General features: G+C 55.8%; 25 protein-coding genes. 10 read left to right on the top strand and 15 right to left on the bottom strand.

Going from position 1 to position 25,358, the window contains the following annotated elements; all coding sequences use genetic code 11:
• Nucleotides 1-42 precede the first annotated feature (42 nt).
• Entirely contained in the window at nt 43-756 is a 714-nt protein-coding gene (gene bdcA / locus AB4K05_RS07920; RefSeq protein WP_368479442.1) for an SDR family oxidoreductase, read from the top strand.
• A 38-nt stretch (nt 757-794) separates the two neighbouring features.
• Here bdcA and amyA read toward each other — a convergent pair whose 3' ends face one another.
• Together amyA and AB4K05_RS07910 are read right to left on the bottom strand one after the other, a co-directional pair.
• On the bottom strand, nt 795-2,282 hold the full coding sequence (amyA, locus tag AB4K05_RS07915) for an alpha-amylase (RefSeq protein ID WP_368479441.1): 1,488 nt from the start codon (nt 2,280-2,282) through the stop codon (nt 795-797).
• A 139-nt stretch (nt 2,283-2,421) separates the two neighbouring features.
• Nucleotides 2,422-4,038, bottom strand: coding sequence for an ABC transporter substrate-binding protein (locus tag AB4K05_RS07910; protein ID WP_368479440.1), 1,617 nt, complete (start codon nt 4,036-4,038; stop codon nt 2,422-2,424).
• A gap of 191 nt (nt 4,039-4,229) precedes the next feature.
• On the opposite strand from AB4K05_RS07910, the gene mpaA reads away from it, so the two are divergent.
• The gene (gene mpaA, locus AB4K05_RS07905) at nt 4,230-4,949 is read left to right on the top strand and encodes a murein tripeptide amidase MpaA (protein ID WP_368479439.1); all 720 of its coding nucleotides are present in this window, start codon (nt 4,230-4,232) and stop codon (nt 4,947-4,949) included.
• On the opposite strand, the gene ycjG is transcribed toward mpaA, so the two are convergent.
• A complete protein-coding gene (gene ycjG, locus AB4K05_RS07900) occupies nt 4,940-5,905 on the bottom strand; it encodes an L-Ala-D/L-Glu epimerase (RefSeq protein WP_368479438.1) in 966 nt (321 codons plus the stop codon). The genes mpaA and ycjG overlap by 10 nt on opposite strands.
• Nucleotides 5,906-6,061: 156 nt before the next feature.
• On the opposite strand from ycjG, the gene tpx reads away from it, so the two are divergent.
• Nucleotides 6,062-6,568 (top strand): thiol peroxidase, encoded by a 507-nt coding sequence (gene tpx / locus AB4K05_RS07895; RefSeq protein WP_368479437.1) that lies wholly within the window; start codon nt 6,062-6,064, stop codon nt 6,566-6,568.
• A gap of 48 nt (nt 6,569-6,616) precedes the next feature.
• On the opposite strand, the gene tyrR is transcribed toward tpx, so the two are convergent.
• From tyrR to pspA, 12 genes are all read right to left on the bottom strand, one after another.
• Nucleotides 6,617-8,158: a transcriptional regulator TyrR gene (gene tyrR / locus AB4K05_RS07890; protein WP_368479436.1), complete on the bottom strand. Its 1,542-nt coding sequence runs from the start codon at nt 8,156-8,158 to the stop codon at nt 6,617-6,619.
• 181 nt (nt 8,159-8,339) lie between these two features.
• Nucleotides 8,340-9,044, bottom strand: coding sequence for an ABC transporter ATP-binding protein (locus AB4K05_RS07885; RefSeq protein ID WP_368479435.1), 705 nt, complete (start codon nt 9,042-9,044; stop codon nt 8,340-8,342).
• Entirely contained in the window at nt 9,031-9,867 is an 837-nt protein-coding gene (locus AB4K05_RS07880) for an ABC transporter ATP-binding protein (protein ID WP_368479434.1), read from the bottom strand. The genes AB4K05_RS07885 and AB4K05_RS07880 overlap by 14 nt, the downstream gene beginning before the upstream one ends.
• The gene (locus AB4K05_RS07875; RefSeq protein ID WP_368479433.1) at nt 9,860-10,693 is read right to left on the bottom strand and encodes an ABC transporter permease; all 834 of its coding nucleotides are present in this window, start codon (nt 10,691-10,693) and stop codon (nt 9,860-9,862) included. The genes AB4K05_RS07880 and AB4K05_RS07875 overlap by 8 nt, the downstream gene beginning before the upstream one ends.
• On the bottom strand, nt 10,693-11,742 hold the full coding sequence (locus tag AB4K05_RS07870; protein ID WP_368479432.1) for an ABC transporter permease: 1,050 nt from the start codon (nt 11,740-11,742) through the stop codon (nt 10,693-10,695). The genes AB4K05_RS07875 and AB4K05_RS07870 overlap by 1 nt, the downstream gene beginning before the upstream one ends.
• A gap of 79 nt (nt 11,743-11,821) precedes the next feature.
• Nucleotides 11,822-13,390, bottom strand: a complete 1,569-nt coding sequence (locus AB4K05_RS07865) for an ABC transporter substrate-binding protein (RefSeq protein WP_368479431.1) — start codon at nt 13,388-13,390, stop codon at nt 11,822-11,824.
• 322 nt (nt 13,391-13,712) lie between these two features.
• Nucleotides 13,713-14,780: a TIGR01620 family protein gene (locus AB4K05_RS07860; RefSeq protein WP_368479430.1), complete on the bottom strand. Its 1,068-nt coding sequence runs from the start codon at nt 14,778-14,780 to the stop codon at nt 13,713-13,715.
• Nucleotides 14,777-16,174 carry a YcjX family protein gene (locus AB4K05_RS07855; protein WP_368479429.1) on the bottom strand — a complete coding sequence of 466 codons (1,398 nt, stop codon included), beginning with the start codon at nt 16,172-16,174 and terminating at the stop codon, nt 14,777-14,779. The genes AB4K05_RS07860 and AB4K05_RS07855 overlap by 4 nt, the downstream gene beginning before the upstream one ends.
• A 34-nt stretch (nt 16,175-16,208) precedes the next feature.
• Entirely contained in the window at nt 16,209-16,427 is a 219-nt protein-coding gene (gene pspD, locus AB4K05_RS07850; RefSeq protein WP_368479720.1) for a phage shock protein PspD, read from the bottom strand.
• A 14-nt stretch (nt 16,428-16,441) separates the two neighbouring features.
• On the bottom strand, nt 16,442-16,801 hold the full coding sequence (gene pspC / locus AB4K05_RS07845; RefSeq protein WP_368479428.1) for an envelope stress response membrane protein PspC: 360 nt from the start codon (nt 16,799-16,801) through the stop codon (nt 16,442-16,444).
• A complete protein-coding gene (gene pspB / locus AB4K05_RS07840; protein WP_368479427.1) occupies nt 16,801-17,025 on the bottom strand; it encodes an envelope stress response membrane protein PspB in 225 nt (74 codons plus the stop codon). The genes pspC and pspB overlap by 1 nt, the downstream gene beginning before the upstream one ends.
• 50 nt (nt 17,026-17,075) lie before the next feature.
• The gene (pspA, locus tag AB4K05_RS07835) at nt 17,076-17,744 is read right to left on the bottom strand and encodes a phage shock protein PspA (protein ID WP_368479426.1); all 669 of its coding nucleotides are present in this window, start codon (nt 17,742-17,744) and stop codon (nt 17,076-17,078) included.
• 177 nt (nt 17,745-17,921) lie between these two features.
• Here pspA and pspF point away from each other — a divergent pair, with 177 nt between their 5' ends.
• The 7 genes from pspF (at nt 17,922) to fabI (ending at nt 25,144) form a co-directional block, all read left to right on the top strand.
• Nucleotides 17,922-18,890, top strand: coding sequence for a phage shock protein operon transcriptional activator (gene pspF, locus AB4K05_RS07830; RefSeq protein WP_368479425.1), 969 nt, complete (start codon nt 17,922-17,924; stop codon nt 18,888-18,890).
• A gap of 122 nt (nt 18,891-19,012) precedes the next feature.
• A complete protein-coding gene (gene sapA, locus AB4K05_RS07825; protein ID WP_368479424.1) occupies nt 19,013-20,662 on the top strand; it encodes an ABC transporter substrate-binding protein SapA in 1,650 nt (549 codons plus the stop codon).
• On the top strand, nt 20,659-21,624 hold the full coding sequence (sapB, locus tag AB4K05_RS07820) for a putrescine export ABC transporter permease SapB (protein ID WP_368479423.1): 966 nt from the start codon (nt 20,659-20,661) through the stop codon (nt 21,622-21,624). Before sapA ends, sapB begins: the two co-directional genes overlap by 4 nt.
• Entirely contained in the window at nt 21,611-22,501 is an 891-nt protein-coding gene (sapC, locus tag AB4K05_RS07815; RefSeq protein ID WP_368479422.1) for a putrescine export ABC transporter permease SapC, read from the top strand. Before sapB ends, sapC begins: the two co-directional genes overlap by 14 nt.
• Nucleotides 22,501-23,493: a putrescine export ABC transporter ATP-binding protein SapD gene (gene sapD, locus AB4K05_RS07810; protein WP_368479421.1), complete on the top strand. Its 993-nt coding sequence runs from the start codon at nt 22,501-22,503 to the stop codon at nt 23,491-23,493. The genes sapC and sapD overlap by 1 nt, the downstream gene beginning before the upstream one ends.
• Nucleotide 23,494: 1 nt before the next feature.
• Entirely contained in the window at nt 23,495-24,301 is an 807-nt protein-coding gene (gene sapF / locus AB4K05_RS07805) for a putrescine export ABC transporter ATP-binding protein SapF (protein WP_368479420.1), read from the top strand.
• A 57-nt stretch (nt 24,302-24,358) separates the two neighbouring features.
• Nucleotides 24,359-25,144: an enoyl-ACP reductase FabI gene (gene fabI, locus AB4K05_RS07800; RefSeq protein WP_368479419.1), complete on the top strand. Its 786-nt coding sequence runs from the start codon at nt 24,359-24,361 to the stop codon at nt 25,142-25,144.
• Nucleotides 25,145-25,358: the final 214 nt, after the last annotated feature.

Below are 25,358 nucleotides of genomic sequence, written 5' to 3'. Positions count from 1 at the left end.
CGCATCGGGTAGTCTCGCGACAATCTCATCAGGAGTGCTCTTATGGCCTTGTTTAAGAACAAATCGGTACTGGTTTTGGGTGGAAGCCGTGGCATTGGCGCCGCAATCGTTCGCCGATTTGCCGCCGATGGCGCGTCGGTGGTATTTAGCTACGCCGGGTCGCTAAATGCGGCACAGGAGCTAGCAAAAGAGACCGGAAGCCGCGCCGTACTGGCCGACAGCGCTGACCGCGACGCAATAATCAAAGTGGTTAGCGACAACGGGCCGCTCGATATTCTGGTGATTAACGCCGGCATTATTCTGTTTGGTGACGCGCGGGAACTGGACAGCGACGAGGTGGATCGCCTATTCCGTATTAACATTCATGCGCCCTACCATGCGGCGGTTGAAGCGGCGAGGAAAATGCCTACCGGTGGGCGAATTATTGTCATTGGCTCCGTCAACGGCGATCGCATGCCTCTGCCAGGGCTTGCCGCCTATGCGGTCAGCAAATCGGCGTTACAGGGGCTGGCGCGTGGTCTAGCACGCGATTTTGGCCCGCAGGGCATCACCGTCAATATCGTGCAGCCCGGCCCAATCGACACCGACGCTAACCCGGAATCCGGCCCGCTTAAGGAGCTGATGCACAGCTTTATGACCATAAAACGGCACGGCAGACCGGAAGAAGTTGCAGCCATGGTCGCCTGGCTTGCTGGCCCCGAAGCGTCTTTCGTGACCGGGGCTATGCACACCATCGACGGCGGGTTTGGTGCCTAGAAAACGAGAGCTGGCGCATCGCTGCGCCAGCTAGGTACTCAGAGTACGTCTTCCATTACCCACACGCTAACGCTGCCACCGTTACAGGTAAAGACCGCGCCACCCTCGGCGCTGGTTTCAACGATCTCTTGCCGATTGTTGAGAAAATCTCGCCAGCGCTTATTGCCATAATTTTCCCCCAGCATCAGCGTTTTTTGCCCTTCATCGCCGTTGGAGAGCACCACCACGCAGCCGGGCATTTCGTCGGTCCCGCTGCGGCTAAAGGCGACACAGTTTGGGTGATCAAACCATAACGTCTGGACGCCGTGCGCAAACCGCTGTCGGGCATCGATAAGCTCATGCAGTTGCTCAATAACCGGCATATCAATGACGTAGTTTTCACCATCGCTGCCGCTATCTTCGTAATGTGCACCAAACAAGTCTGGATAAAAGACCGACGGAACGCCGTTTTCCCGCAGCAGAATCAGGGCGTAGGCCAGCGGTTTAAACCAAGCTTCTACCGGCGCTTCCAGCGCCTGAAGCGGCTGGGTGTCGTGATTGGCAACCAGCGTCACCGCGTGGAACGGGTCGGCCTCAACCAGCGTACCGGTAAAAATCTGGCTCATATCATAGTCGCGGCCCATCCGTGACGCTGCGTGAAAATTAAGCTGCAACGGCGCGTCAAACAGCATCGTTTTGCCTTCAACCTGCGAGATGTACAGCTGCAACTTATCAACTTCGTGCGACCAATATTCCGCGACGATAAACAGTGGGCTGGGCGCAACGTCCTGCACGTGCTCAATCCACTCTTTATAAAACCACGCGGGGATGTGTTTCACCGCATCCAAACGAAAGCCATCGCAATGGGTTTGATCGAGCATCCAGCGCGCCCAGTATTTGAGTTCTTCGGTCACTGCATGGTTGCGAAAATCGATGTTCTCGCCCATCAGGTAGTCAAAGTTCCCCATTTCGTCATCGACCTGATCGTTCCACCCTTCGCCGGTATAGTCGTTCACGATCTTGAAAATGCCGTCTTCATCAGGATTTTCAATATGGTCAATCCCGCTAAAGCATTTGTAATCCCAGATAAACTGCGAATACTTCCCCTCCCGTACCGGGAAGGTGTAACGCGTCCACGCCTCACACTCGATGATCTCCTCATCTATTTGCGTGCGATCTTCCGCATTGACCCGCTGTACGCGGATGCGCTCTTTTTCATCCGCGCCCATCTTGTGGTTGACGACCACATCCATCAACACCGCAATGTCGTGCTGTTTGAGGGCACTAATGGCCTCCAGCAGCTGAGCTTTATCGCCATATTTAGTGGCAACCGAACCTTTTTGCTCAAACTCGCCCAGATCAAAGAGATCGTAGCTGTCATAGCCCACGGAATAGCCGCCTGAGGCGCCCTTGCTGGCCGGCGGCAACCAAATCATATTGATGCCGATTTCATTCAAGTTGGGGGCAAGCGCCGCGACTTCCGGCCACAATTCGCCGCCTGCGGGATAATACCAATGGAAACATTGCAATAAGGTGGGATTACGCATACCTGTTCTCCGTGTTAGGCGACAGGAAAACTATAAGTGGGAAATGCTTCGCGCGCGAGATTGTGACGACAATCACTTTAAATCAGATGAAGCTGGCGCCAAATCGCGCCAGCCTGTTTAACGGGAAAGTGAAGAGCCGTTAGTGCTTAACGAGATACATGGTATGGGTGTAAGCCACATCTTCCGGGTTGGTTATCGGATAACCCTTCAGCCACGGTTTGATTAAGCGGCCGTTGGTGTACTGATAAATCGGCGCTATCGGTGCTTTTTCGGCGAGGATTTTTTCCGCTTCGTTATAGTCAGCGTTGCGCGCAGCTGCGGTATTTTCCTGCGCCGCCTGGCGGATCACCTTGTCATAAGCAGGTTCGTTGAAGCGGGCAATATTACCAGTATTGGTAGAAGTGAGCAGCGACAGGAACGTCGACGGCTCGTTGTAATCACCGACCCACGACGCGCGGATAACGTCAAAATTACCGGTATTGCGGCTGTCGATGTAGGTTTTCCATTCTTGGTTTTGCAGCTTCACATCGACGCCGAGATTTTTCTTCCACATCGACGCCACCGCAATGGCGATTTTCTGGTGGTTTTCCGAAGTGTTATACAACAACGTCAAATTTAACGGGCGATTCGGACCGTAACCCGCTGCCTGCAACAGCATTTTCGCCTGTGCGTTCAGCTCGGCCTGACTGCTCTGTTCCAGCGCCGATGGCTGCGGTTTAAAGCCCGCCGTCACATCTGGCGTTAAGCGCCATGCGGGTTTTTCGCCGGTGCCCAGCACTTTCTCCGCGATGATCCGACGGTCGATAGTCATGCTCAGCGCCAGACGCACGCGGGCATCGGCGGTTGGCCCTTTTTGGGTGTTAAAGGCGTAGTAATAAGTCCCCAACTGCGCCGGCGTGTAAACCTGCCCCGGCAGCTCTTTGAGCAGCTTCTGATACTGATTTTTCGGGAACGATTCGGTGATATCGATATCGCCGGCCAGATAGCGCTTGGTAGCCGCCGACTCTGAGTTAATCGGTACAAAAGTGACTTTCTGAATCACCGTTTTCGCATTATCCCAATACTGCTTGTTTGGGGTGGCGACCAGTTTTTCATTGACCACGCGATCGGCCAGAACGTAGGCCCCATTGCCGACCAGCTTGCCTGGGCGAGTCCAATTTTTATCGCTTTCGACGTTAGCTTTATTCACCGGATAAAGGGAGAAGTTGGCGGTTAAATTCACAAACCACGGCAGCGGTTTATCCAACTGCACGCGCAGGGTATGCGCATCAACGGCGGTTACCCCCAGCGTTTCTGGTTTGGCTTTACCATCGATAATGTCCTGAGCGTTAGTCATCCCGGCTAGAGCCGCAAACCAAGCAAACGGCGAGGTGGTTTTAGGATCGACCAGACGCTGCCAGCTGTAGACGAAATCCTGCGCTGTAACCGGGGTGCCATCAGACCATTTCGCGTCATTGCGCAGGGTGAAGGTCCAGGTTTTCTGGTCATTAGTCTGCCAGCGGGTTGCGACACCAGGGATGATATTCCCCTTCGCATCTTGGTTAACCAAGCCTTCAAACAGGTCACGAATCACCTGAATTTCAGGTAGCCCGACCGCTTTCGCCGGGTCTAGGGATGCGGGTTCATCTTTAATGTGGCGAACCAAATCCTGCTTGCTTGCCAGCGCCGTTCCCGCAGGAACGTCGGCCGCAAATGCGGAGGTGCTCAAGCCTGAAAGCAGTGCGGCAAAGCAGGTCAAGGTGAAAGGATACTTCATGACATCCCCTTTAAAATTGATAAACCCAAGTAACATAATGAAAATATTATTTGTTTCACTTTCCATAAATGCAAATGTCATATCACAGAAAGTTGATTTATGCCGTTAAATACCCTACTGGAAACTATTTGATTCGCGGCGATTTTTGCACAACACTGCTATTAATTGCACTTAGCATCAGGATCTTTACTATGTCAGTTCTTCGCCCTCGCGCGCAGCGCGGAGCGTTCCCACAAGGGACACAGCACTATGGCCGTTCACTGCTGGGCGCGCCGCTTATCTGGTTCCCGGCGACGGTCGCCGGCCCAAACAGCGGGTTAATCATTGCCGGTACTCATGGCGATGAAAACTCTTCGGTCGTCACCCTATCCTGCGCACTGCGCTCGCTGGCCCCCGATCTGCGTCGCCATCATGTGATTCTGGCGGTTAACCCAGACGGCTGTCAGCTTGGGCTGCGGGCCAACGCCAACGGCGTCGATTTAAACCGGAATTTCCCAGCGGCAAACTGGAAGGCGGGTGAAACCGTGTACCGTTGGAACAGCACGGCTGAGCAGCGTGATGTCGTGTTGCTAACCGGTAGCCGTCCCGGCTCTGAACCGGAAAGTCGCGGATTGTGCCAACTTATTCATCAGATAAATCCCGCGTGGGTGGTGTCGTTCCACGATCCGCTGGCCTGTATCGAAGATGCTCGCAACAGCGAGCTTGGCCAGTGGCTGTCAGCGTCGTTTGCTCTTCCGTTAGTCAGCAGCGTGGGCTACGAAACGCCGGGCTCATTTGGCAGCTGGTGCGACGATATTGGTCTGCACTGCATCACCGCTGAATTCCCACCGATTTCATCTGATGAAGCCAGCGAGAACTATCTTGAAGCGATGACGCAGCTCTTGCACTGGCAGCCTGCCAGTCAAAGATGAAGTTCGCCGCAGGTAAACCGTAGTGCGGGCTGTGAGTCGACGGCAAGCCAGGTCGGGCCGTCGAGATCGGCGAACCTGACCTGCGGCGCCAACGGCAGTGCGGCGGTAATCGCCCGCGAGGTGCACAGCATACAGCCCAGCATTAACGCAAACCCCTGCGCTTTGGCTTCGGCGGCAAGCGCTAACGCCTCGGTCAGACCGCCGGTTTTATCCAGCTTGATGTTAACCATCTCGTAGCGACCGCGCAGTACCGAGAGATCCTCTCGGGTATGGCAGCTTTCATCGGCACAGATCGGCAACGGATGGATAAAGTTTTCCAGCGCCTCATCCTCGCCAACCGGCAACGGCTGCTCGAGCATTGCAACATTAAGGTCCGCCAACAGCTGGCAGCGAGCCGCCAGCCCATCGCCGCGCCAGGACTCATTGGCATCAACAATCAGCGTCGCCTGCGGTGCCGCTTCGCGGATGGCCACCATGCGCTCGCAGATAAAATGGTTATCCAGTTTGATTTTTAGCAGCCGCGCCCCGCTCTCAAATAGCGCTCTGGCGCTGGCAGCCATCTGCTCTGGCGTTCCGATAACTACCGTCTGCGCGGTGACCACCGTATCCGGCAACACCACGCCAAGACTAGTGACAACGTCACTTTTAATTAGCTGAGTTTCTAGACTCCACAGCGCGCAGTCTACCGCGTTGCGCGCGGCCCCGGCGGGCAACAATACCGCCAGCTGCTCGCGGGTGATCCCCTTTTCAAGCTGCTCACCGATGGCCAGAATCTGCGCCATCACCGAAGCAAGGCTCTCTCCGTAACGCGGATACGGTGTGCATTCACCGATGCCTTTTATGCCATCTTGCTCAAGCTCCACCACCACAACCTTCGCTTCGCTGCGGCTACCGCGGGCGATAACAAACGGCGAATGTAGCGGCCAAGCTTCTTCAAATACGCGCAGCTTTCTCATTCTCACTCCTTCTTAGTCCTTCATTTCTCTTGCAATCAACGCATCTGCAACGAGAAAGACGATGAGATTATTCAGGCACAAATAGGGTTTGCCGTGTTAACACCTGATGACATACACTAAGGCAGACGTTAACTATATGTAAACAGGAAGATAATCATGTCGCAAACCGTACATTTCCAGGGCAATCCCGTTGCTGTTCAAGGTTCTATCCCACAGGCTGGCGATAAAGCTCAACCTTTTACGCTGGTGGCAAAAGACCTGTCTGACGTCACCCTCGGCCAATTCGCCGGCAAACGTAAAGTCCTTAACATTTTCCCAAGCATCGATACCGGCGTTTGCGCGGCATCCGTGCGTAAATTCAACCAACTGGCTGGTGAACTGGCGAATACCGTCGTTCTGTGCATTTCCGCCGACCTGCCATTTGCCCAGTCTCGCTTCTGCGGCGCAGAAGGCCTGAGCAACGTTGTCACGCTGTCCACCCTGCGTGCGCCAGAATTCCTGCAAACCTACGGTGTAGGTATTGCTGATGGCGGCCTGAAAGGTCTGGCGGCACGTGCCGTTGTGGTCATCGATGAAAATGACAAAGTCGTCTACAGCGAGCTGGTGAACGAAATCACCAACGAACCAGACTACGATGCGGCACTGGCTGCGCTGAAAGCGTAATCAACCCCATCAAAGCAAAACAGCCTCTTTTCAGAGGCTGTTTTTTTATCACTCTTCGCCCTTCTTATTGCTCAGGCCATACTCACGCAGCTTATTCGCAATCGCGGTATGTGAAACCCCCAGACGTTTTGCCAGCTTACGCGTACTTGGGTAGCTGTGATAAAGCTGGGCCAGCACCGAACGTTCAAATCGACGGGTAATATCGTCCAACGATCCTTCCATCGACTCTTCGCCGACCGCCACGCTCGAGATATCGTTATCCGGCAGCAGTACGTCCTGCGGTCGCAACTCAAAACCTTCCAGCTGAGTCAGCGCGCGATACACCGCATTCTTCAACTGACGTACGTTGCCCGGCCAAGAATAGCGGGTCAATACCGTATTGAGGTCGGCGGAAAGCTTAGGCCGCGAAATGCCCTGCTCATCGGCAAAACGCGCCACAAACAGTTCGGTCAACGGCATGATGTCCTGCGGGCGATCGCGCAGCGGCGGCAGGTTCAGGGTCAGTACGTTCAGGCGATAATAGAGATCTTCACGGAACAACCCTTTTTGCACCAGCTCCACCAGGTTTTTCTGCGTCGCACAAATCACCCGGACATCGACATGAACTTCATGATCTTCGCCGACCCGACGGAACGTGCCATCATTGAGAAAACGCAGCAGTTTAGTCTGCATGTGCGGCGACATTTCACCGATTTCGTCCAGCAGCACCGAACCGCCGTTAGCCTGCTCGAAGAAGCCTTTTTTCCCTTCAGACGCATCGCCAAACAGTTCACTTTCCACCGCATCTTCCGGGATGGAACCACAGTTTAGCGCCAGATAGGGTTTCGCCGCGCGCGGGCTAGCTAAGTGGCAGGCATGAGCCAGCAAATCTTTGCCGGTGCCGGTTTCGCCAACAATCAGCAGCGGCGCGGTCAGCAACGCCAGTTTGCGCGCCTGATCGACCACCTGACGCATGCGCGGGCTGACCCCAACAATCTGGCTGAATGCGCTAACGTCCTGAGTAGTCATCGTTTGCAGTTGACGGCCCATTTTTAGCGTTGACCGCAGCATCACCACCGCGCCCCCGAGCACTCGCGTACCGTCTTCACCGTTCAGATACACCGGGGTCGCTTCCAGCAGGAAGTTTTGCCCCTGAATGACCACATGTTCGGCAAGCGGCTCCACCGAGTCGCTTTCTAGCCAGCGCGAGAAGTTAAAACCCGCGATCAGTTGCGTCACGTTATGGCTGCGCAGACGCTCTTGGTTCATGCCAAACAGCTGGCAGCTTGCCGGGTTAGCGCGTTCAATTTTGCTGCGGGTATCCAGTGACAACACCGGCTCCGGCATGGCTTCCAGCAAGGCGCTCAGCGCCAGATGTTCCCGCTCTGATGGCATCCACGGCACGGTACGTACGTCCGTTACCCCTGCAATGCGGCGGATTTCCGCCATCAGGCTGCTGAAGCTGGTGAATTCCAGCTCCGCGAAATTAAGATAGATTCGGCCTACGGGGTCGATATCGATACCGCGCAGGTCAATACCGCGCAGGACCAGAAGATCGAGCAGTTCACGAGTCAGACCGAGACGGTCTTCACAAAAGACTTCAAGACGCATGGGAGTTTTCACCCTTAAAAGCCAAAGACGTATGAATAATAAGACAGTTCTTCTCTGGCGGGAAGATGACTGTCAACAATTATTGACAGTATGGCGGAAAAATCACGTCTTTGCCGTAAAGTTATACGCTCATCATCAAAAAAGGGGCCTAATGGCCCCTTTATGAGTGCGAATGCCCGGCTTACCCCATCCGATGCTCGCCGCGTTCAAGCGCCTGTCGGTCGAAAAAGCGCTGTATCACGCCGCCTGCCATAAACGCCGCGCGGTCGGACATATGTGCAATCACGTCCGCATCGTGGCTGACAAGCAGATAGGTCATCCCGTTTTCCTGCTTCAGGCGATTGAGCAAGTTGAGGATTTCCGCCTGCACCGACATATCTAGCGCCGAGGTCGGCTCATCCAACAGCAGGATCTTCGGGCGTAGCAGCAGCGCGCGAGCAATAGCAACGCGTTGACGCTGGCCGCCGGAGAGCTGATGAGGATATCGACGCGCGGCGTCGGCAGGCAGGCCAACCTGCGAAAGCGCCGTCTCAACCCGCGTTTCAATATCGCTCTCGCCGTGAATTTTCAGCGGCTCCGCCAGCGTGCGCCAAAGCGTGTGGTTTGGGTGCAGCGAGGCATAAGGGTCTTGAAAAACCATTTGGACGTTACGCCGTAACGCACCTTGAAAACGTGCACCCGGCGCGATGTTTTGCCCAAACAGCGCTACCTGTCCACGCCACTCGCGCTGCAGCCCAGCGATAACCCGGAGAATGGTTGATTTCCCGCAGCCCGACTCACCAATCAGGCTGAAGGTTTCTCCGTTCTCGACGTGAAAACTGGCGGCAGATACCGCCGTTTTGTTCGCAAAATTGACCTGTAACGCGTCGAGATTAACGATGGTCATCTGTCGCCTCCTCAAAGCTCTGGCTACGATCAAGGGTTGGCAGCATCTGTCCGTAGGTCTGCGCATTCGGGCGGCAGGTCCACAGCGTGCGCGTATAGGGATGGCTTGCCTGGGATAAATCGCGGGCGGCCATCTCATCAACACGGTTGCCTTGATACATCACCAGCACGCGGTCACAGTGCTGTGCCACCAGCGGCAAATCGTGGCTGATAAGCAACATCGCCATATTTCGCTGCTCGCACTGTGCCACCAGCAATTCTAAGATCTGATTACGCAAACGCGCATCCAGCGCTGAAGTTGGCTCGTCGGCAATAAGCACCTGCGGATCGTTAATCAGCGCAATCGCAATCATCACCCGCTGGCCCATGCCGCCGGAGAGTTCGCCCGGGTAGCGCTGTAAGACCTGTATATCTAACCCCATCGCCAGTACCGCCGAGGCAATTTTTTCCTGCCGTTCACGGCGGTTTAACCGCTGATGCAGCGTCAACGCCTCTTCCAACTGGGCGTAGACCGTTTTTACCGGGTTAAGCGCATAGCGCGGATCTTGCAGCACCATCGCAATATCGTTACCTCGCAGCGCACGCCAGCCGCGCGCATTGAGGGTCAGCACATCGCGGCCCAGCACGTTAAGCCTATCGGCGCTGACGATACCCGGTTGGCGCACCAGTCCCATCAGCGCACGGGCGGTCATGGATTTGCCAGAACCCGACTCTCCCACCAGCGCGAGCCGTTCGTTGCCCAGCGTGAAACTCATATTGTTCACTACCCGTGCCCCTGGGTAATCAATATTCAGCCCGCTTACATTCAGGCGTTGCTCAGTCATGTTGCGGCTCCAGAACGTCACGTAAACCATCACCCAGTAGATTGAATGCCAAGCTGGCAATCAGGATGGCAGCACCTGGCAGCGCGGCAATCCACCACTGGTCAAATATCACCTGCACCCCATCGGCAATCATGGCCCCCCATTCCGCCATTGGCGGACGCGCGCCGAGTCCGAGAAACCCCAGCCCGGCGGCAGCCAGAATAATACCCGCCAGATCCAGCGCCAGCCGCACAATGGCAGACGGCAGGCACAGCGGCAGAATATGGCCCACCAGCAACCGCAGCCCGCGGATCCCCATCATCTCGGCGGCGGCCAGATAATCACTGTGCCGCAGACGTTGGATCTCACTGCGCGCCTGACGGGCGTACGCCGGCCAGGTGGTCAGCGCCAGCGCCAGCGCACCGTTAACCAAGCCTGGGCCAAGCATGGCAACAAAGGCAAACGCCAGAATCAGCCGAGGCATCGACATCACCACATCGGTGAAGCGCATTAAAATACGCTCAAGCCAGCCGCCGTAGTAACCGGAAAGAATGCCCACCAGCAGCCCTACCGGCAGGGTAATCGCCGTCACCAGCGCCACCAGTCCTAATGCCGGGCGGGTGCCGTAAATCAGCCGGGAAAGCAAGTCGCGACCGTAGCTATCGGTGCCCAGCCAGTGCTGCGCATTCGGCATTTGCAGACGCATGGCGGCGTCCTGCCAGTTGGGATCGTTTGGCGCAAGCCATGGTGCGAGTAGCGCCGTTAAAACCAGTAAACCAATAATCAGCAGGCCAAAACAGGCTGCGGGCGAACGCAGTAATCGACGTAAAAATAAGGACGCTGGCATCAGCTCACCCTCGGATCGGTCAGCCGCACCAGCACATCGGTGAGGTTATTAATCAACACGAAGCAAACGCCAATCAGCAGCGTTCCTCCCATAATCGCCGCCGTATCACCGGCAAACAGCGCGGTCGTCAGATAGCGACCGATACCCGGCCACGAGAACACCGTCTCCGTCAGCACCGCGCCTTCGAGCATCGAGGTATAGGCCAAGGCAATCACCGTCAGCAATGTCCCGCGAATATTTGGCAGCACGTGGCGCAGCAGGATGCTCATCTCGCCGGCCCCTTTTGCGCGTGCCAGCAGGATGTACTCTTTGTTCATCTCGCTCATGCAGGCCGAGCGCGTCAGGCGCGTGATGCTGGCCATCGAATAGTAGGCCAGCAGTAGCACCGGCAGCACTAAGTGGCTGAAGGCGTTGCGAAACGCCGCTGTATCACCGGAAAGCCAAGTATCAATCAGCGCAAAGCCGGTTTTCGCTTCAATGGTGAATTGGTAAATATCATCCAGACGACCGGGGCCTGGGCTCCACTGGAGCTTGGCGTAGAACAGCGCCAGCATCAGCAGCCCGAGCCAGAAAATTGGCACCGAGTTGCCCAATAACGTGAAGGTGCGAACGGCAAAATCCCATGGGGAACCGGCGTAGCGCGCGCAGAATACGCCAGCAATCACGCCGAACGCGGCGCCAACAATCAGCGCCAATGTCGCCAGTTCGAGCGTCGCGGGAAAAGCGGCGAGCAGATCGTGCAGCACCGGCTGTCCGGTGGCGCTAGCGGTTCCCATATCACCATGAGCCAGATTGACCAAGTAGTGCCAGAACTGGACGGGCAGCGAACGATCGAGGCCCAACTGATGGCGCACCTGATCGTAGGTTGATTGGCTGGCATGATCGCCGACAATTTGCAGAACCCTGTCGACGGGAGAAAGTGCTGAGAGTGCAAAGGTGACCAGTAGCAAGCCCAAAAGGGTGAGCGCCAGCGTGAGCAGCCCTTGTAAGAGCGCAGACACAAAACGTCGGGTTTGCTGGGCGGTTGGATTCGGTGAAACGGCGGGCATGTGCATTCCGTATATCAACAATAAAACGAGCAGCAGCGACCCGAAAGCTTCCAGCTCCGGGTCGCTGCTGCCATAGGGATTACTTGGTGACGCGGTCGTACCAGACCATATCGGCGTTAAGCCCCTGCTGATAGCCCTTCACGTTATCGCGAATAACAATCTGCGTTTTGCCCTGATCGATAAACACGTAAGGCGAGCTGCGCTGCAGTTCTTCCTGCATTTTCTTGTACAGGTCGAGACGCTTGCTCGTATCCGGCTCGGCAACCGCCGCCAGCGTGGTCTTGTTCAGCTGCGGAATTGCCCAACCGTTCAGACCCGCTACGGTGCTCGATTTGCCATCGTTAAAGGCAAACGCGCTGGCGTTGGAGTGGGTATCGAAGTAGTCCGGGATCCACAATCGAATCGCCGCCTGGTGCTGTTTTGCCCGCACGCGGGCGTAAACCTGGCTACCTGCGGCAGGAAGTAATTCGACCTTCACGCCGCCCTGAGCAAAACTTGCCTGCATGGATTGCGCAATGGTAATAAACGGCGGTTTGTTTTCCACATCGAGGGTAAAGTGCGCGTCTTTAATCCCCGCCTTCGCCAGAATTTCTTTGGCTTTTGCCGGATCAAATTTAAACGGTGTATTGTCTAGCGCGCCGGGGAAGCCAACCGGCAGGAAGCTTTGATGAACGAAGTACTGCCCTTTCAGCAGATCTTTGGTGATGCCGTTATAATCCACCAGCCAGCGGGCCGCTTCCCAGAGCGCTGGGTTTGCCAGCAGCGGGTTCGCGCTATTGGCGGTATTGAACGCCACGTAGTTTTGTTCGGCAGAGGGAATACTCAGCACCTGCAGGCCCGGTTTGCCCTGCAGGGCGTCAATTTGATCGGCACCGAGATCGCGCGCTACGTCAGCATCGCCCTGCTGAATGAGCAAACGGCGAGAGGCCGGATCGGGCACGTTCTTAATGATCACGCTTTTCAGTTTCGGTGCGCCGGTTGGGGAACTTTCGTTGGCTTCAAGGACGATAGCCTGGTGTGGCTGATAGACGCGCATCTTGAACGCACCGCTGCCCGCCGAGTGCATTTTCAACCACTCGTTACCAAAGTCGCCGCCTTTGACGTTTGCCGCCACCAGTTTCTCATCAACGATAGAAGCAATCGGCGTGGAGAGAATGTTGAGCGCAACCGCCGGACTTACATCGGCAGTCCAGCTTAACTGCAGCGTATGGTCGTCGATTTTCTTCAGCTGGCTGGCGATGTTATCCGGCTGCCAGCCAAGAACATTCAGGATAAATGCAGGTGATTTATTAAGCGTTACCGCACGGGTGTAGGAGAAAATCACATCTTCCGGGCGCAGCGCGTTGCCGGAGGCAAACTTGGCATCGCTTTTAAGTTTGATGGTCAGCGTTTTCGCGGCCGCATCGGCCTGCCAGCTTTCTGCCAAAATAGGCGTAATTTTTGCGGGATCGTTACGATCAGGCTGGACCAGACGCTGATAAAGACTTGGCACCGTCTGGATGCTTGAGAGCTCATTGGCCTCCGCTGGGTCAAGGCTAACAATATCGTCAAGGCCTTGCGCCACCACCAGCGTGGTCGGTGGCGTGGCAGCATAAGCGGAGGCTGACAGCGCGGTCAGCACAAATAAAGGCAGCAGCTTTCTGGTCATCGGACTTCCTGAGAGTTGTCATGCATACCCGTCATACTTCAAGTTACAGGTGCGTTGGCTACGTTCGTTCACCCGAATCACTTACTCAAGTAAGCTCATCGGGATTCACTCACTTGCCGCATGATTCGGCCTGATGGCCTCACCCCTTACGGGGCCAGCGCAAGCGCTGTTCAAAACGCCACTGCCGTTTTGTCCTGCAACTCGAATTATTTTGGGTATGGGCGTTGAAGTTAGCGACTAACTTAGCGCTGCATGTCACTTTCAGTAAAGTTAAGTATAGATATACGTTATGCCAATTTGGCATAACGTTATTTATTTCGATTCAGCTTTCACGCGACGATGCGGCTTTTCCCTTCTGTAACGTCGCTTTCAATTGGCCAATCAATTCGCGGCGGAAATCGCCAAGGCGCGGTTTGTCATTATCCAACCACGGCAGCGGGCGGCACAGTTCCATCGCTTTAATCCCCAAACGCGCGGTCAATAAACCGGCGCCAATGCCCTGGGCTGCGCGCGTTGAAAGACGCGCGGCGAGATCCTGCGACATCCAGTCCATCCCCACTTCGCGCACCAATTCGCTGGCACCGGCAAAGGCGATGTTAATCAACACGAGGCGGAAAAGGCGCAGTCGGCTGTAATAGCCCAGTTCGATGCCGTAGAGATTGGCGATGCGGTTAATCAAGCGCAGGTTGCGCCAGGCAATAAACGCCATATCCACCAGCGCCAGCGGGCTGACGGCAATCATCAGCGTGGATTCCGCCGCCGAACGGCTGATTTCACGCCGCGCCTGCGCGTCCAATACCGGCTGCACCAGATGCGCATAGAGGCTGACGACCTCTCTGTCGCTTTGGGTTTCGTGAATCGCGGCGTACCAACGTTGTAGCGCCGGATGAGATTGATCCAATCCGGCCTGACGCGCCAATCCTTCGCAGAAGGCGCGAGCCTTACCGACGCTATGGCTGTGCATCAAGGTGCGCGCTTCGTCACGTTCATGAGCGCGCTGGCGCAAACGCCATAATCTGCGCCATTCTGTCGCAACCGAACCGACGCCAGCACCAATAATCAGCGCCCCCGCTACGCAGCCGCCCAGCGACACCCAATCCTGCGTCTGCCAAGCGTTAGCCGTCCACTGCACGCCCTGCGCGACAACGCTGATACCAAACAGGCCAAGACCCGCGCCGACCATTTTGCGCCATAGGCTGCGCTTTGGCCGCAGCGCCGCCTCAATGCTCGCTTCGGCCTGACCTTCGCTGTCGGCCTCATCATCAAGGATAACCGGCGCAAACTTCTCCGCCGTTTCGCCGTCAAACGCCTGCGAGGATTTAAACTGTTCGTTTTTCTCTTCCGTTAGCGGGCCAGCAAAATCTATCCGTGGTTTAAATGAATCGCTCATCGCAGTTTATCTCCAATCAAAAACTCCAGCGCAGCGTCCAGACGAATGTGCGGCAGCGGCTGGTCTACATCCATTGTCTGTGGACGAAAATTCTCAAACTGGAAGCCCTGTTTATCCCAGAACGCCTGCCCGGGTAAACGGGCCGGAACTTCGCCTGGATACACGGTTAACGGTTCGCCGTCACTCAGGCGATGCCCCCGCAGTGCCGGAATTTTTTCGCCGTTAACGTCGATCAATCCGCTTTGCGTCGCCTGCACCGAAGCCAGACCTAAGCAGTCCATGGTGATGCCTTCAAAGGCCGCGTTCTGCCATGCATCCTGAATAAGCTGTTGCAGCAGCGACACCATATTGCCGTGCTGATCGACGGTCACGTGATCCGCTTTGGTGGCGGCAAATAGCAGCTTATCAATCACCGGTGAGAAAAGACGGCGGAACAAGGTGCGCTGCCCGTAGTGGAAGCTGTGCATCAGCTGCGTCAGCGCCAAACGCATATCGTTAAAGGCCTGCGGCCCACTGTTAAGCGGCTGTAAGCAATCAACCAGCACAATCTGGCGGTCGAAGCGCAGAAAGTGATCTTTATAGAATCCTTTGACCACTTTTTCGCAATAGTAGTTAAAGCGCTCGCGCAACATTCCGGCATTGGTATTTTTAGCCGCCTGCGCCAGTTTTGCTTCACCGATGCCGTCAACGTCAGGCCACGGGAAGAACTGCAGGGCGGGAGCACCGGCCAATTCCCCCGGCAGCACAAAGCGGCCCGGCTGGATAAAATGCAGCCCCTGCTGTTTGCACTGATGAAGGTAGTCAGTCCAAGCTTGAGCAATCTCGGCCAGCCGGTTCTCATCGGCTGCAGCCAGCGGGTCTAGCCCTTCACACAGCTGACGCCACTTCGCCGACCATTCGGCACGCTGACCGTTCAATAGCCCGGTCATCTGCCGCGACCAGCTTAAATAATCTTGAGTCAGCATCGGCAGATCGAGTAACCATTCGCCGGGGTAATCAACGATTTCCAGATACAGCGTGGAAGTCTCTTTAAAATGACGCAGCAGCGAATCGTGGGACTTATAGCGCAACGCGAGGCGAATTTCGCTGACACCGCGCGTGGGGGTTGGCCACGTTGGCGGCTGGCCGTAAAGCTGAGCCAGCCCTTCATCGTAGGTAAACCGGGGAACGCCGAGATCGCGCTGAGGAATGCGTTTCACGCCGAGCAAACGCTCGTCCCGGACCGCGCCGAGGAGCGGCAGACGTGCGCCGGTGTGGATATTCAGCAGTTGATTGACCATACCGGTGATAAACGCGGTTTTGCCGCTGCGGCTAAGGCCGGTGACGGCAATACGAAGATGCCGGTCAACGCTTCGGTTGACCAGCGCATTGAATTCAGTTTTGAGTCGCTTCATTGCTTAATACACGCTCCTGTCGACGCCAATACTGCTATTTTGCCACGGGGAAATACCGTTTGGCGAGGCGCGACAATAACGGTTCCAGCGCCACCGCCAGCAACATTTTTAATGGCCGACGGGCGACGGACTTCACCGCCCAGCCGGCGACACCTGCTGGCCCGTAGCGAAGTGCGGTCAGCAGCGCGAGCTTACCGACGATTTTTAAACCGGGCTTCACTTTCTGACCTGCCCGCTGCCATTTATTGTTCATCATTAACCTCTGACTTAGAGCTGACGGAACCGACTGCGCAAACTAAAGGTGTCGGATGTGACGTAACGTTCCATCTCGCGCAGACGCTGTTCACCGGCGGCAAGCTCCATATCCACCGCATCGAGCAAATCGCGGCTCGTGGGCTGGTGCTCGCCATAGTTTGCCCCTTCCGGCATCGGATCGAGGGCAAAGGTCAAAATAATGTAGGCGACAACAACAAAGAAGAAGAGTCCAAACAGCATCGCCAGTACGGTAATAATACGTACCAGTTTAACCGGAACGTCGAGGTACTGAGCGATACCGGCACAGACCCCTTTGACCATGCCCTGCTGCGGAATGCGCCAGAGCTTTTTACTAAAATCCAGTGCGGCCATTAATTATCCCTCCAGTTCGGATGCTCGGCATCAAGAATGGCTTCCAGCGCCTGAATACGCTCGCGCATCCGCTTGGCGTCATCGGTAAGCTGCATCAGCCGCTGCTGTTCACCCTGCGAAAGTTCGCCGGAGCGAGAACGGTTGCTGTAGTGCAGCCACAGCCAAATCGGCAGGACAAACAGCACGAACAGCGTCAGGGGGATGCCGAGGAAAAGCGCGCTCATAGATACTCCTTATAATTATGAGCAGCGGTACGTCTGTACCGCTGGAATTATTATTCGTTATCCTGCTTCATTTTGGCTTTCAGCGCGGCCAACTGCTCGCTGATTTCATCGTCCGCTTTCAGCTCGGCGAACTGGCTTTCCAGCGATGGCTGCTTACCAAAACGGTGGCTCTCGGCTTCGGCTTCCATATGGTCAATACGGCGCTCAAAGGATTCGAAACGGGCCATCGCTTCATCCAGTTTACCGCTGTCGAGCTGACGGCGCACATCGCGGGAGGAACTCGCCGCCTGATGGCGTAATGCCAAAGACTGCTGACGGGCGCGGGTTTCGCTGAGTTTATTTTCCAGCTCGCCAATCTCTTTTTTCATCCGCGTCAGAGTTTCATCCACCAGCGTCACTTCATGTTCCAGCGTGGCGATAACGTCAGTGAGTTTTTGTTTTTCGATAAGCGCAGCACGCGCCAGATCCTCTTTATCCTTACGCAGCGCCAGTTCGGCTTTTTCCTGCCATTCATGCTGCTGCGCCAGCGCTTTTTCCACCCGGCGGCTTAACTCTTTCTTTTCTGCCAGCGCGCGGGCGGAGGTGGAGCGGACTTCAACCAGCGTGTCTTCCATCTCTTGAATCATCAAGCGCACCAGCTTTTGCGGGTCTTCCGCTTTTTCCAGCAGCGAGTTGATGTTGGCATTCACGATGTCGGCAAAACGAGAAAAAATACCCATAATTCAATCCTCATAGTTCTGTATAGCTTTGTGTTTTGGGCTAAGCCCTGCGTAGAGACTATTACAACTTCCGTGCCAACTTTTTATCTTGTTGATTATAAACGAAGTGATTGAAATTTACGCGCCAAGCGCCTACAGTGAAATGGCGAATTACACTAACATGTGGCGAATTTCATCATGGCAGAATACAAAGATAATCTTCTCGGCGAAGCCAACCGCTTTCTCGAGGTGCTGGAGCAGGTCTCGCGTCTTGCGCCGCTGAATAAGCCGGTGCTGATTATCGGCGAACGGGGCACCGGGAAAGAGCTTATCGCCAACCGCCTGCACTATCTCTCTTCGTGCTGGCAGGGGCCGTTTATCTCGCTCAACTGCGCGGCGCTCAATGAAAATCTGCTGGACTCCGAGCTGTTCGGCCATGAAGCCGGCGCGTTTACCGGCGCGCAGAAACGCCATCCTGGACGCTTTGAACGCGCCGATGGTGGCACGCTGTTCCTTGATGAACTGGCTACCGCGCCGATGCTGGTGCAGGAAAAGCTGTTGCGGGTTATCGAGTACGGCGAGCTGGAGCGTGTGGGAGGAAGCCAGCCGCTGCAGGTCAACGTGCGTCTGGTGTGCGCCACTAACGCCGATTTACCGCAGTTAGTCGATGAAGGCCATTTTCGCGCCGACCTGCTCGACCGACTGGCTTTCGACGTCGTGCTGCTTCCCTCGCTGCGCGAGCGGCGCAGCGACATTATGCTGATGGCCGACCATTTTGCTATTCAGATGTGTCGGGAACTCAAACTGCCCCTGTTCCCGGGCTTTACCGAACGCGCCCGCGCTACGCTGCTGGATTACCGCTGGCCGGGTAATATTCGCGAGCTGAAAAACGTGGTAGAGCGTTCGGTTTATCGCCACGGCAGCAGTGACATTCCGCTTGATGAGATTGTGATTGACCCGTTCCAACGCCAGACGGTTCAACAGGCCACGCCAACGTCCTCCAGCCCGACGCTGCCGCTTGATCTTCGCCAGTTCCAACTTGCACAGGAAAAAGAACTGTTGCAGCAAAGTCTACAACAGGCCCGATTCAATCAAAAACAGGCCGCCGAACTCCTTGGGCTGACCTATCACCAGCTGCGGGCGCTGTTGAAAAAACACGCGCTATAGGCTGCTTTGCCGCCAACAATGCCTCAGGATGATGACTTTTAGCGCAGTTGTATTCAGACATTTGTACCTAGCAGGCTTAAGTGCGATACACTTTGCAGATCAATCGAAAAAATAACGAAACTATGCGCCTGAATTTGTCATCATTCTTGGCGGCACTGGGGTTACTTTGCGGCCAAGCCATTGCGGCACCGCAACCGCTGGCCCCACCCCGTGCCGACATTCGCGACAGCGGCTTCGTCTACTGTGTCAGTGGACAGGTTAATACGTTCAACCCGCAAAAAGCCGGCAGTGGGCTGATTGTCGATACCCTCGCGGCCCAGCTTTATGACCGTCTGCTGGACGTTGACCCGTATACCTATCGTCTGGTGCCGGAGCTGGCGGAAAGCTGGGAAGTGCTCGATAACGGCGCGACCTACCGCTTCCATCTGCGCAACGATGTGCAGTTCCAAACGACCCGCTGGTTTACCCCAACTCGCGCACTCAACGCTGACGACGTGGTATTCACCTTCGAGCGTATTTTTGATCGCAATAACCCGTGGCATAGCGTCAACGGCAGCGCCTTCCCCTATTTCGACAGCCTACAGTTTGCCGATAGCGTGAAGAGCGTACGCAAACTGGATAGCCGCACGGTTGAATTTCGCCTGACCCGCCCGGATGCCTCTTTCCTATGGCACCTGGCCACCCACTATGCTTCCGTGATGTCGGCGGAGTATGCGGCGAAACTCACCAAGCAGGATCATCAAGAGTTACTCGACCGTCAGCCGGTGGGGACCGGGCCGTTCCAGCTCGATGAATATCAAGCCGGGCAGTATATTCGCTTGCAGCGCCACCCGAAATTCTGGCGCGGTACGCCGCTGATGCCACAGGTGGTGGTCGATCTCGGTTCCGGCGGCACCGGTCGCTTATCAAAATTACTTACCGGTGAATGTGATGTGCTGGCATGGCCTGCCGCCAGTCAGCTCACCATTTTGCGCGACGACCCACGCCTGCGTCTGACGCTGCGCCCGGGGATGAACATTGCCTATCTAGCGTTTAATACCGACAAGCCGCCGCTGAATAATCCTGAGGTGCGCCATGCGCTGTCGCTGGCGATTAATAACCAGCGCCTGATGCAGTCGATTTATTACGGTACCGCCGAAACTGCGGCTTCTATTTTGCCGCGGGCCTCCTGGGCTTACGATAACGAAGCTAAAATTACCGAATACAATCCGCAGGAAGGACGCCGACGGCTACAGGCGTTGGGGATTGATAAACTGACACTGCAGCTGTGGGTGCCAACCAGCTCCCAGGCCTGGAACCCAAGTCCGCTGAAAACCGCCGAGCTGATTCAGGCTGACATGGCGCAAATTGGCGTGAAAGTGGTGATTGTGCCGGTTGAAGGCCGCTTCCAGGAAGCCCGACTGATGGATATGAACCATGACCTGACGCTGTCAGGCTGGGCCACGGACAGTAACGATCCGGACAGTTTCTTCCGTCCGCTGTTGAGCTGCGCGGCCATCAACTCACAAACGAACTTTGCGCATTGGTGTAATCGTGAGTTTGATAGCGTTTTGAGAAAGGCGCTGGACTCACAGCAGTTGGCCTCACGTATAGACGCCTACGATGAAGCTCAGCAAATTCTGGCGCGCGAGCTGCCTATTTTGCCGCTGGCCTCTTCCCTGCGCCTGCAGGCCTACCGTTACGATATGAAAGGGCTGGTGTTGAGTCCGTTTGGTAACGCCTCGTTCGCCGGTGTGTCGCGGGAAAAAGAAGAGAAGGTGCAGAAACCATGATCATTTTTACCCTTCGTCGCCTGCTACTGCTCATGGTCACGCTGTTTTTTCTGACCGTGGTCGGTTTTTGCCTGAGCTATTTTACTCCGCACGCCCCGTTGCAGGGTGCATCGTTGTGGAACGCTTGGGGATTCTGGTTCAATAGCGTGATGCACTGGGACTTCGGCGTCTCCAGCATTAACGGCCAGCCCATCTCAGAACAGCTGCGCGAAGTGTTCCCAGCGACGATGGAGTTGTGCATCCTAGCCTTCGGTTTTGCGCTGCTGGTCGGCATTCCCGTGGGGATGCTGGCGGGGATCACCCGCAACAAATGGCAGGATAAAGTGATTAGCTTCTTCGCCCTGCTCGGTTTCTCCATTCCCGTTTTCTGGCTGGCGCTGCTGCTGACGCTGTTCTTCTCGTTGACCTTAGGCTGGCTGCCGGTTTCCGGGCGCTTTGACCTGCTCTACGAAGTGAAAAACGTGACCGGCTTTGCGCTGATTGATGCTTGGCTGTCTGACTCGCCGTGGCGACAGGAGATGATCGCCAGCGCCCTGCGGCATATGGTGCTGCCGGTGCTGACGCTGGCGGTGGCCCCCACAACCGAAGTGGTGCGCCTCATGCGTATCAGCACCATTGCCATCTATGATACTAACTACGTGAAAGCCGCCGCCACGCGTGGGGTTTCGCGTCTGACCATTTTGCGTCGCCATGTGTTGCACAACGCGCTGCCACCGGTGATCCCGCGTTTGGGCCTGCAATTTTCCACCATGCTGACGCTGGCAATGATTACCGAAATGGTCTTCAGCTGGCCGGGCCTTGGGCGCTGGATGATTAACGCCATTCGCCAGCAGGACTACGCCGCTATCTCGGCGGGAGTGATGGTGATTGGCGCATTGGTGATCATCATCAACGTGATCTCCGATATTCTGGGTGCTATGGCTAACCCGCTGAAACATAAGGAATGGTATGCCCTACGATAGCGTCTATCTGGAGAAGCGTCCGCCCGGTGCGCTGCGCACCGTGTGGCGCAAATTCTACGGTGATACCACGGCAATGGTGGGCTTTTACGGCTGCATCGCCCTTATTTTGGTCTGCGTGTTCGGCGGCTGGTTCGCCCCGTACGGTATCGATCAGCAGTTCCTCGGCTATCAACTGTTACCGCCATCGTGGTCACGTTATGGTGAGGTATCCTTCTTCCTCGGTACGGATGATTTAGGCCGCGATGTCCTTAGTCGTTTGCTGAGCGGCGCGGCCCCCACGGTGGGCGGCGCCTTTGTGGTGACGCTGGCCGCGACTGCGTTTGGCCTGTTGCTTGGCGCATTTGCCGGGTCAACTCACGGCCTGCGTTCAGCGATACTCAACCATATCCTCGATACCTTGCTGTCTATTCCTTCGTTGCTGCTGGCAATTATCGTGGTGGCGTTTTCCGGGCCGCATCTGTCTCACGCCATGTTTGCCGTCTGGCTGGCCCTGCTGCCGCGCATGGTGCGCTCCATCTACAGCATGGTGCACGATGAGCTAGAGCGTGATTACGTTATCGCCGCCCGCCTTGACGGTGCAACGACGCTGAATATTCTATGGTTCGCCATTCTGCCCAATATCGCCGCTGGACTGGTGACTGAGATAACCCGCGCCCTGTCGATGGCTATCCTCGACATCGCAGCGCTAGGTTTTCTTGATCTCGGCGCGCAGTTGCCATCCCCCGAATGGGGCGCGATGCTGGGCGATGCGCTGGAGCTGATTTACGTTGCACCGTGGACGGTCATGCTGCCAGGTGCGGCGATTATGATAAGCGTGCTGCTGGTTAACCTGCTGGGTGACGGCATCCGCCGTGCCATCATTGCGGGGGTGGAATAATGCCATTACTTGATATTCGAAATCTCACCATTGAGCTTAAAACCAACGAAGGCTGGGTAAAGGCCGTCGATCGCGTCAGTATGACGCTGGCTGAAGGTGAGATCCGTGGTCTGGTTGGTGAGTCTGGCTCCGGAAAAAGCCTCATTGCCAAAGCCATTTGCGGCGTTAATAAGGACAACTGGCGCGTTACCGCCGACCGTATGCGCTTTGATGATATCGACCTGCTGCGCCTATCCACCCGCGAACGCCGTCGGCTGGTCGGCCACAACGTGTCGATGATTTTCCAAGAACCGCAGTCGTGTCTTGACCCGTCGGAACGGGTCGGCAAACAGCTCATGCAAAACATTCCTAGTTGGACCTATAAAGGCCGTTGGTGGCAGCGTCTGGGCTGGCGGAAACGTCGCGCAATTGAACTGCTGCACCGCGTGGGAATAAAAGATCATAAAGATGCGATGCGCAGCTTCCCTTACGAGTTGACAGAAGGTGAATGCCAGAAGGTGATGATTGCCATCGCGCTGGCGAACCAGCCGCGTTTGCTGATTGCCGACGAGCCGACCAACGCCATGGAGCCAACGACGCAGGCGCAGATTTTTCGTCTGCTCACCGGGCTAAACCAGAACAACAACACCACCATTCTGCTTATCTCTCACGACCTGCAGATGCTGACCCACTGGGCGGATAAAATTAACGTCATGTACTGCGGTCAGACGGTGGAAAGCGCGCTGAGTGAAGAATTGGTCACTATCCCGCATCATCCGTATACCCAAGCGCTCATTCGGGCCATTCCCGATTTTGGCCGTTCGATGCCGCATAAAAGCCGCCTAAACACGCTTTCTGGCGCGATCCCGCTGCTGGAACAGCTGCCGATGGGGTGCCGTCTGGGACCGCGTTGTCCGTACGCCCAGCGTAAATGTATTGAAACCCCGCGTCTGATGGGTGCGAAGAACCACCTATTCGCCTGTCATTTCCCGCTCAATATGGAGAAAGAGTGACATGGTCGAAACATTGCTTGAAGTGCGTAATCTGAGTAAGACTTTTCGCTACCGCACCGGCTGGTTCCATCGCCAAACGCTGCAGGCGGTGAAGCCTCTGAGCTTTACCCTGCGCGAAAAGCAGACGTTGGCGATTATCGGCGAGAACGGTTCGGGGAAATCGACGCTGGCAAAAATGCTGGCGGGAATGGTTGAGCCGACCACCGGCGAACTGCTGATTGATGATCATCCGCTGGAGTTTGGCGACTATTCCTTCCGCAGCCAGCGCATTCGCATGATTTTCCAAGACCCAAGCACCTCGCTGAATCCACGTCAGCGTATCTCGCAGATCCTCGATTTCCCTCTGCGTCTGAACACCGACCTAGAGCCGGAAGCACGGCGTAAGCAGATCATCGAAACATTGCGCCTGGTGGGCCTGCTGCCGGATCACGTTAGCTACTATCCGCATATGCTGGCGCCGGGGCAAAAACAGCGTTTGGGGCTGGCGCGCGCGCTGATCCTGCGGCCAAAAGTCATTATCTGCGATGAAGCGCTGGCGTCACTGGATATGTCGATGCGTTCGCAGCTCGTTAACCTGATGCTGGAATTACAAGAGAAACAAGGTATCTCTTATATCTACGTTACCCAGCATTTGGGGATGATGAAGCATATCAGCGATCAGGTTTTGGTGATGCATCAGGGGGAAGTCGTCGAGCGCGGTAGTACCGCTGATGTGCTGGCCTCCCCGCTGCATGATTTAACCAAACGTTTGATTGCCGGTCACTTTGGCGAAGCGCTTACCGCCGACGCTTGGCGTAAAGACCGCTAGCAAAATCGCGGTGATTCTAATAGGCCGCTATCACCATGAAGATGAGGATTAATCGCTATGGGTTTTCTTTCCGGTAAGCGCATTCTGATTACTGGCGTCGCCAGCAAGCTATCCATCGCCTACGGTATCGCGCAGGCGATGCACCGCGAAGGTGCTGAACTGGCGTTCACTTATCAGAACGACAAACTGAAAGGACGCGTCGAAGAATTTGCCGCGGCTCTCGGCTCCAACATCGTGCTGCCATGCGATGTGGCTGAAGATGAGAGCATCGACTCCCTGTTCACCGAACTGGCAAAAGTCTGGCCGAAATTTGACGGTTTCGTTCACTCCATCGGTTTCGCGCCCGCTGACCAGTTAGACGGCGACTACGTGAATGCGGTCACCCGCGAAGGTTTTAAAATCGCTCACGACATCAGCGCCTACAGCTTCGTGGCGATGGCAAAAGCGTGCCGTAGCATGCTGAACCCAGACTCTGCCCTGCTGACCCTCTCCTACCTTGGCGCAGAGCGTGCTATTCCTAATTACAACGTGATGGGTCTGGCCAAAGCGTCTTTGGAAGCGAACGTCCGCTACATGGCTAACGCAATGGGCCCTGAAGGTGTCCGCGTTAACGCCATTTCTGCGGGGCCAATCCGTACTCTGGCGGCTTCCGGTATCAAAGATTTCCGTAAAATGCTGGCCCATTGCGAAGCAGTGACCCCAATCCGTCGCACCGTGACCATTGAAGACGTGGGTAATTCCGCAGCCTTCTTGTGTTCCAACCTGTCCGCCGGAATCACCGGGGAAGTGGTACACGTCGACGGTGGTTTCAACATTGCCGCTATGAACGAACTGGAACTGTAGGCCGGATAACGCAACGCCGCCATCCGGCAATGTGCTCTGCATTGCCGGACGGCGCTACGATTATCAGACCTACATTCCCCGATGACTATTCACCTCTTATCGCCCCTCTGTTATTCCAGTCAGTTATTAATTAGCACCGAACAATATTTTCCCCCTCGTCACGCATGCGCCAGGATAATTACCCATAACGATCCGGCAGCAGCATTCCCAAGCG

It is taken from the genome of Kluyvera sp. STS39-E (assembly GCF_040932435.1).
Lineage (GTDB): Bacteria > Pseudomonadota > Gammaproteobacteria > Enterobacterales > Enterobacteriaceae > Kluyvera.
The sequence above is the reverse complement of the archived record's forward strand: the minus strand, read 5'-3'. Positions and strand labels throughout refer to the sequence as shown.

What these genes read in the sequence shown, in the direction of transcription:
- bdcA (WP_368479442.1), top strand. Translation starts at nt 43, where the DNA reads ATGGCCTTGTTTAAGAACAAATCGGTACTGGTTTTGGGTGGAAGCCGT.
- amyA (WP_368479441.1), bottom strand. Translation starts at nt 2,282, where the DNA reads ATGCGTAATCCCACCTTATTGCAATGTTTCCATTGGTATTATCCCGCA.
- AB4K05_RS07910 (WP_368479440.1), bottom strand. Translation starts at nt 4,038, where the DNA reads ATGAAGTATCCTTTCACCTTGACCTGCTTTGCCGCACTGCTTTCAGGC.
- mpaA (WP_368479439.1), top strand. Translation starts at nt 4,230, where the DNA reads ATGTCAGTTCTTCGCCCTCGCGCGCAGCGCGGAGCGTTCCCACAAGGG.
- ycjG (WP_368479438.1), bottom strand. Translation starts at nt 5,905, where the DNA reads ATGAGAAAGCTGCGCGTATTTGAAGAAGCTTGGCCGCTACATTCGCCG.
- tpx (WP_368479437.1), top strand. Translation starts at nt 6,062, where the DNA reads ATGTCGCAAACCGTACATTTCCAGGGCAATCCCGTTGCTGTTCAAGGT.
- tyrR (WP_368479436.1), bottom strand. Translation starts at nt 8,158, where the DNA reads ATGCGTCTTGAAGTCTTTTGTGAAGACCGTCTCGGTCTGACTCGTGAA.
- AB4K05_RS07885 (WP_368479435.1), bottom strand. Translation starts at nt 9,044, where the DNA reads ATGACCATCGTTAATCTCGACGCGTTACAGGTCAATTTTGCGAACAAA.
- AB4K05_RS07880 (WP_368479434.1), bottom strand. Translation starts at nt 9,867, where the DNA reads ATGACTGAGCAACGCCTGAATGTAAGCGGGCTGAATATTGATTACCCA.
- AB4K05_RS07875 (WP_368479433.1), bottom strand. Translation starts at nt 10,693, where the DNA reads ATGCCAGCGTCCTTATTTTTACGTCGATTACTGCGTTCGCCCGCAGCC.
- AB4K05_RS07870 (WP_368479432.1), bottom strand. Translation starts at nt 11,742, where the DNA reads ATGCCCGCCGTTTCACCGAATCCAACCGCCCAGCAAACCCGACGTTTT.
- AB4K05_RS07865 (WP_368479431.1), bottom strand. Translation starts at nt 13,390, where the DNA reads ATGACCAGAAAGCTGCTGCCTTTATTTGTGCTGACCGCGCTGTCAGCC.
- AB4K05_RS07860 (WP_368479430.1), bottom strand. Translation starts at nt 14,780, where the DNA reads ATGAGCGATTCATTTAAACCACGGATAGATTTTGCTGGCCCGCTAACG.
- AB4K05_RS07855 (WP_368479429.1), bottom strand. Translation starts at nt 16,174, where the DNA reads ATGAAGCGACTCAAAACTGAATTCAATGCGCTGGTCAACCGAAGCGTT.
- pspD (WP_368479720.1), bottom strand. Translation starts at nt 16,427, where the DNA reads ATGAACAATAAATGGCAGCGGGCAGGTCAGAAAGTGAAGCCCGGTTTA.
- pspC (WP_368479428.1), bottom strand. Translation starts at nt 16,801, where the DNA reads ATGGCCGCACTGGATTTTAGTAAAAAGCTCTGGCGCATTCCGCAGCAG.
- pspB (WP_368479427.1), bottom strand. Translation starts at nt 17,025, where the DNA reads ATGAGCGCGCTTTTCCTCGGCATCCCCCTGACGCTGTTCGTGCTGTTT.
- pspA (WP_368479426.1), bottom strand. Translation starts at nt 17,744, where the DNA reads ATGGGTATTTTTTCTCGTTTTGCCGACATCGTGAATGCCAACATCAAC.
- pspF (WP_368479425.1), top strand. Translation starts at nt 17,922, where the DNA reads ATGGCAGAATACAAAGATAATCTTCTCGGCGAAGCCAACCGCTTTCTC.
- sapA (WP_368479424.1), top strand. Translation starts at nt 19,013, where the DNA reads ATGCGCCTGAATTTGTCATCATTCTTGGCGGCACTGGGGTTACTTTGC.
- sapB (WP_368479423.1), top strand. Translation starts at nt 20,659, where the DNA reads ATGATCATTTTTACCCTTCGTCGCCTGCTACTGCTCATGGTCACGCTG.
- sapC (WP_368479422.1), top strand. Translation starts at nt 21,611, where the DNA reads ATGCCCTACGATAGCGTCTATCTGGAGAAGCGTCCGCCCGGTGCGCTG.
- sapD (WP_368479421.1), top strand. Translation starts at nt 22,501, where the DNA reads ATGCCATTACTTGATATTCGAAATCTCACCATTGAGCTTAAAACCAAC.
- sapF (WP_368479420.1), top strand. Translation starts at nt 23,495, where the DNA reads ATGGTCGAAACATTGCTTGAAGTGCGTAATCTGAGTAAGACTTTTCGC.
- fabI (WP_368479419.1), top strand. Translation starts at nt 24,359, where the DNA reads ATGGGTTTTCTTTCCGGTAAGCGCATTCTGATTACTGGCGTCGCCAGC.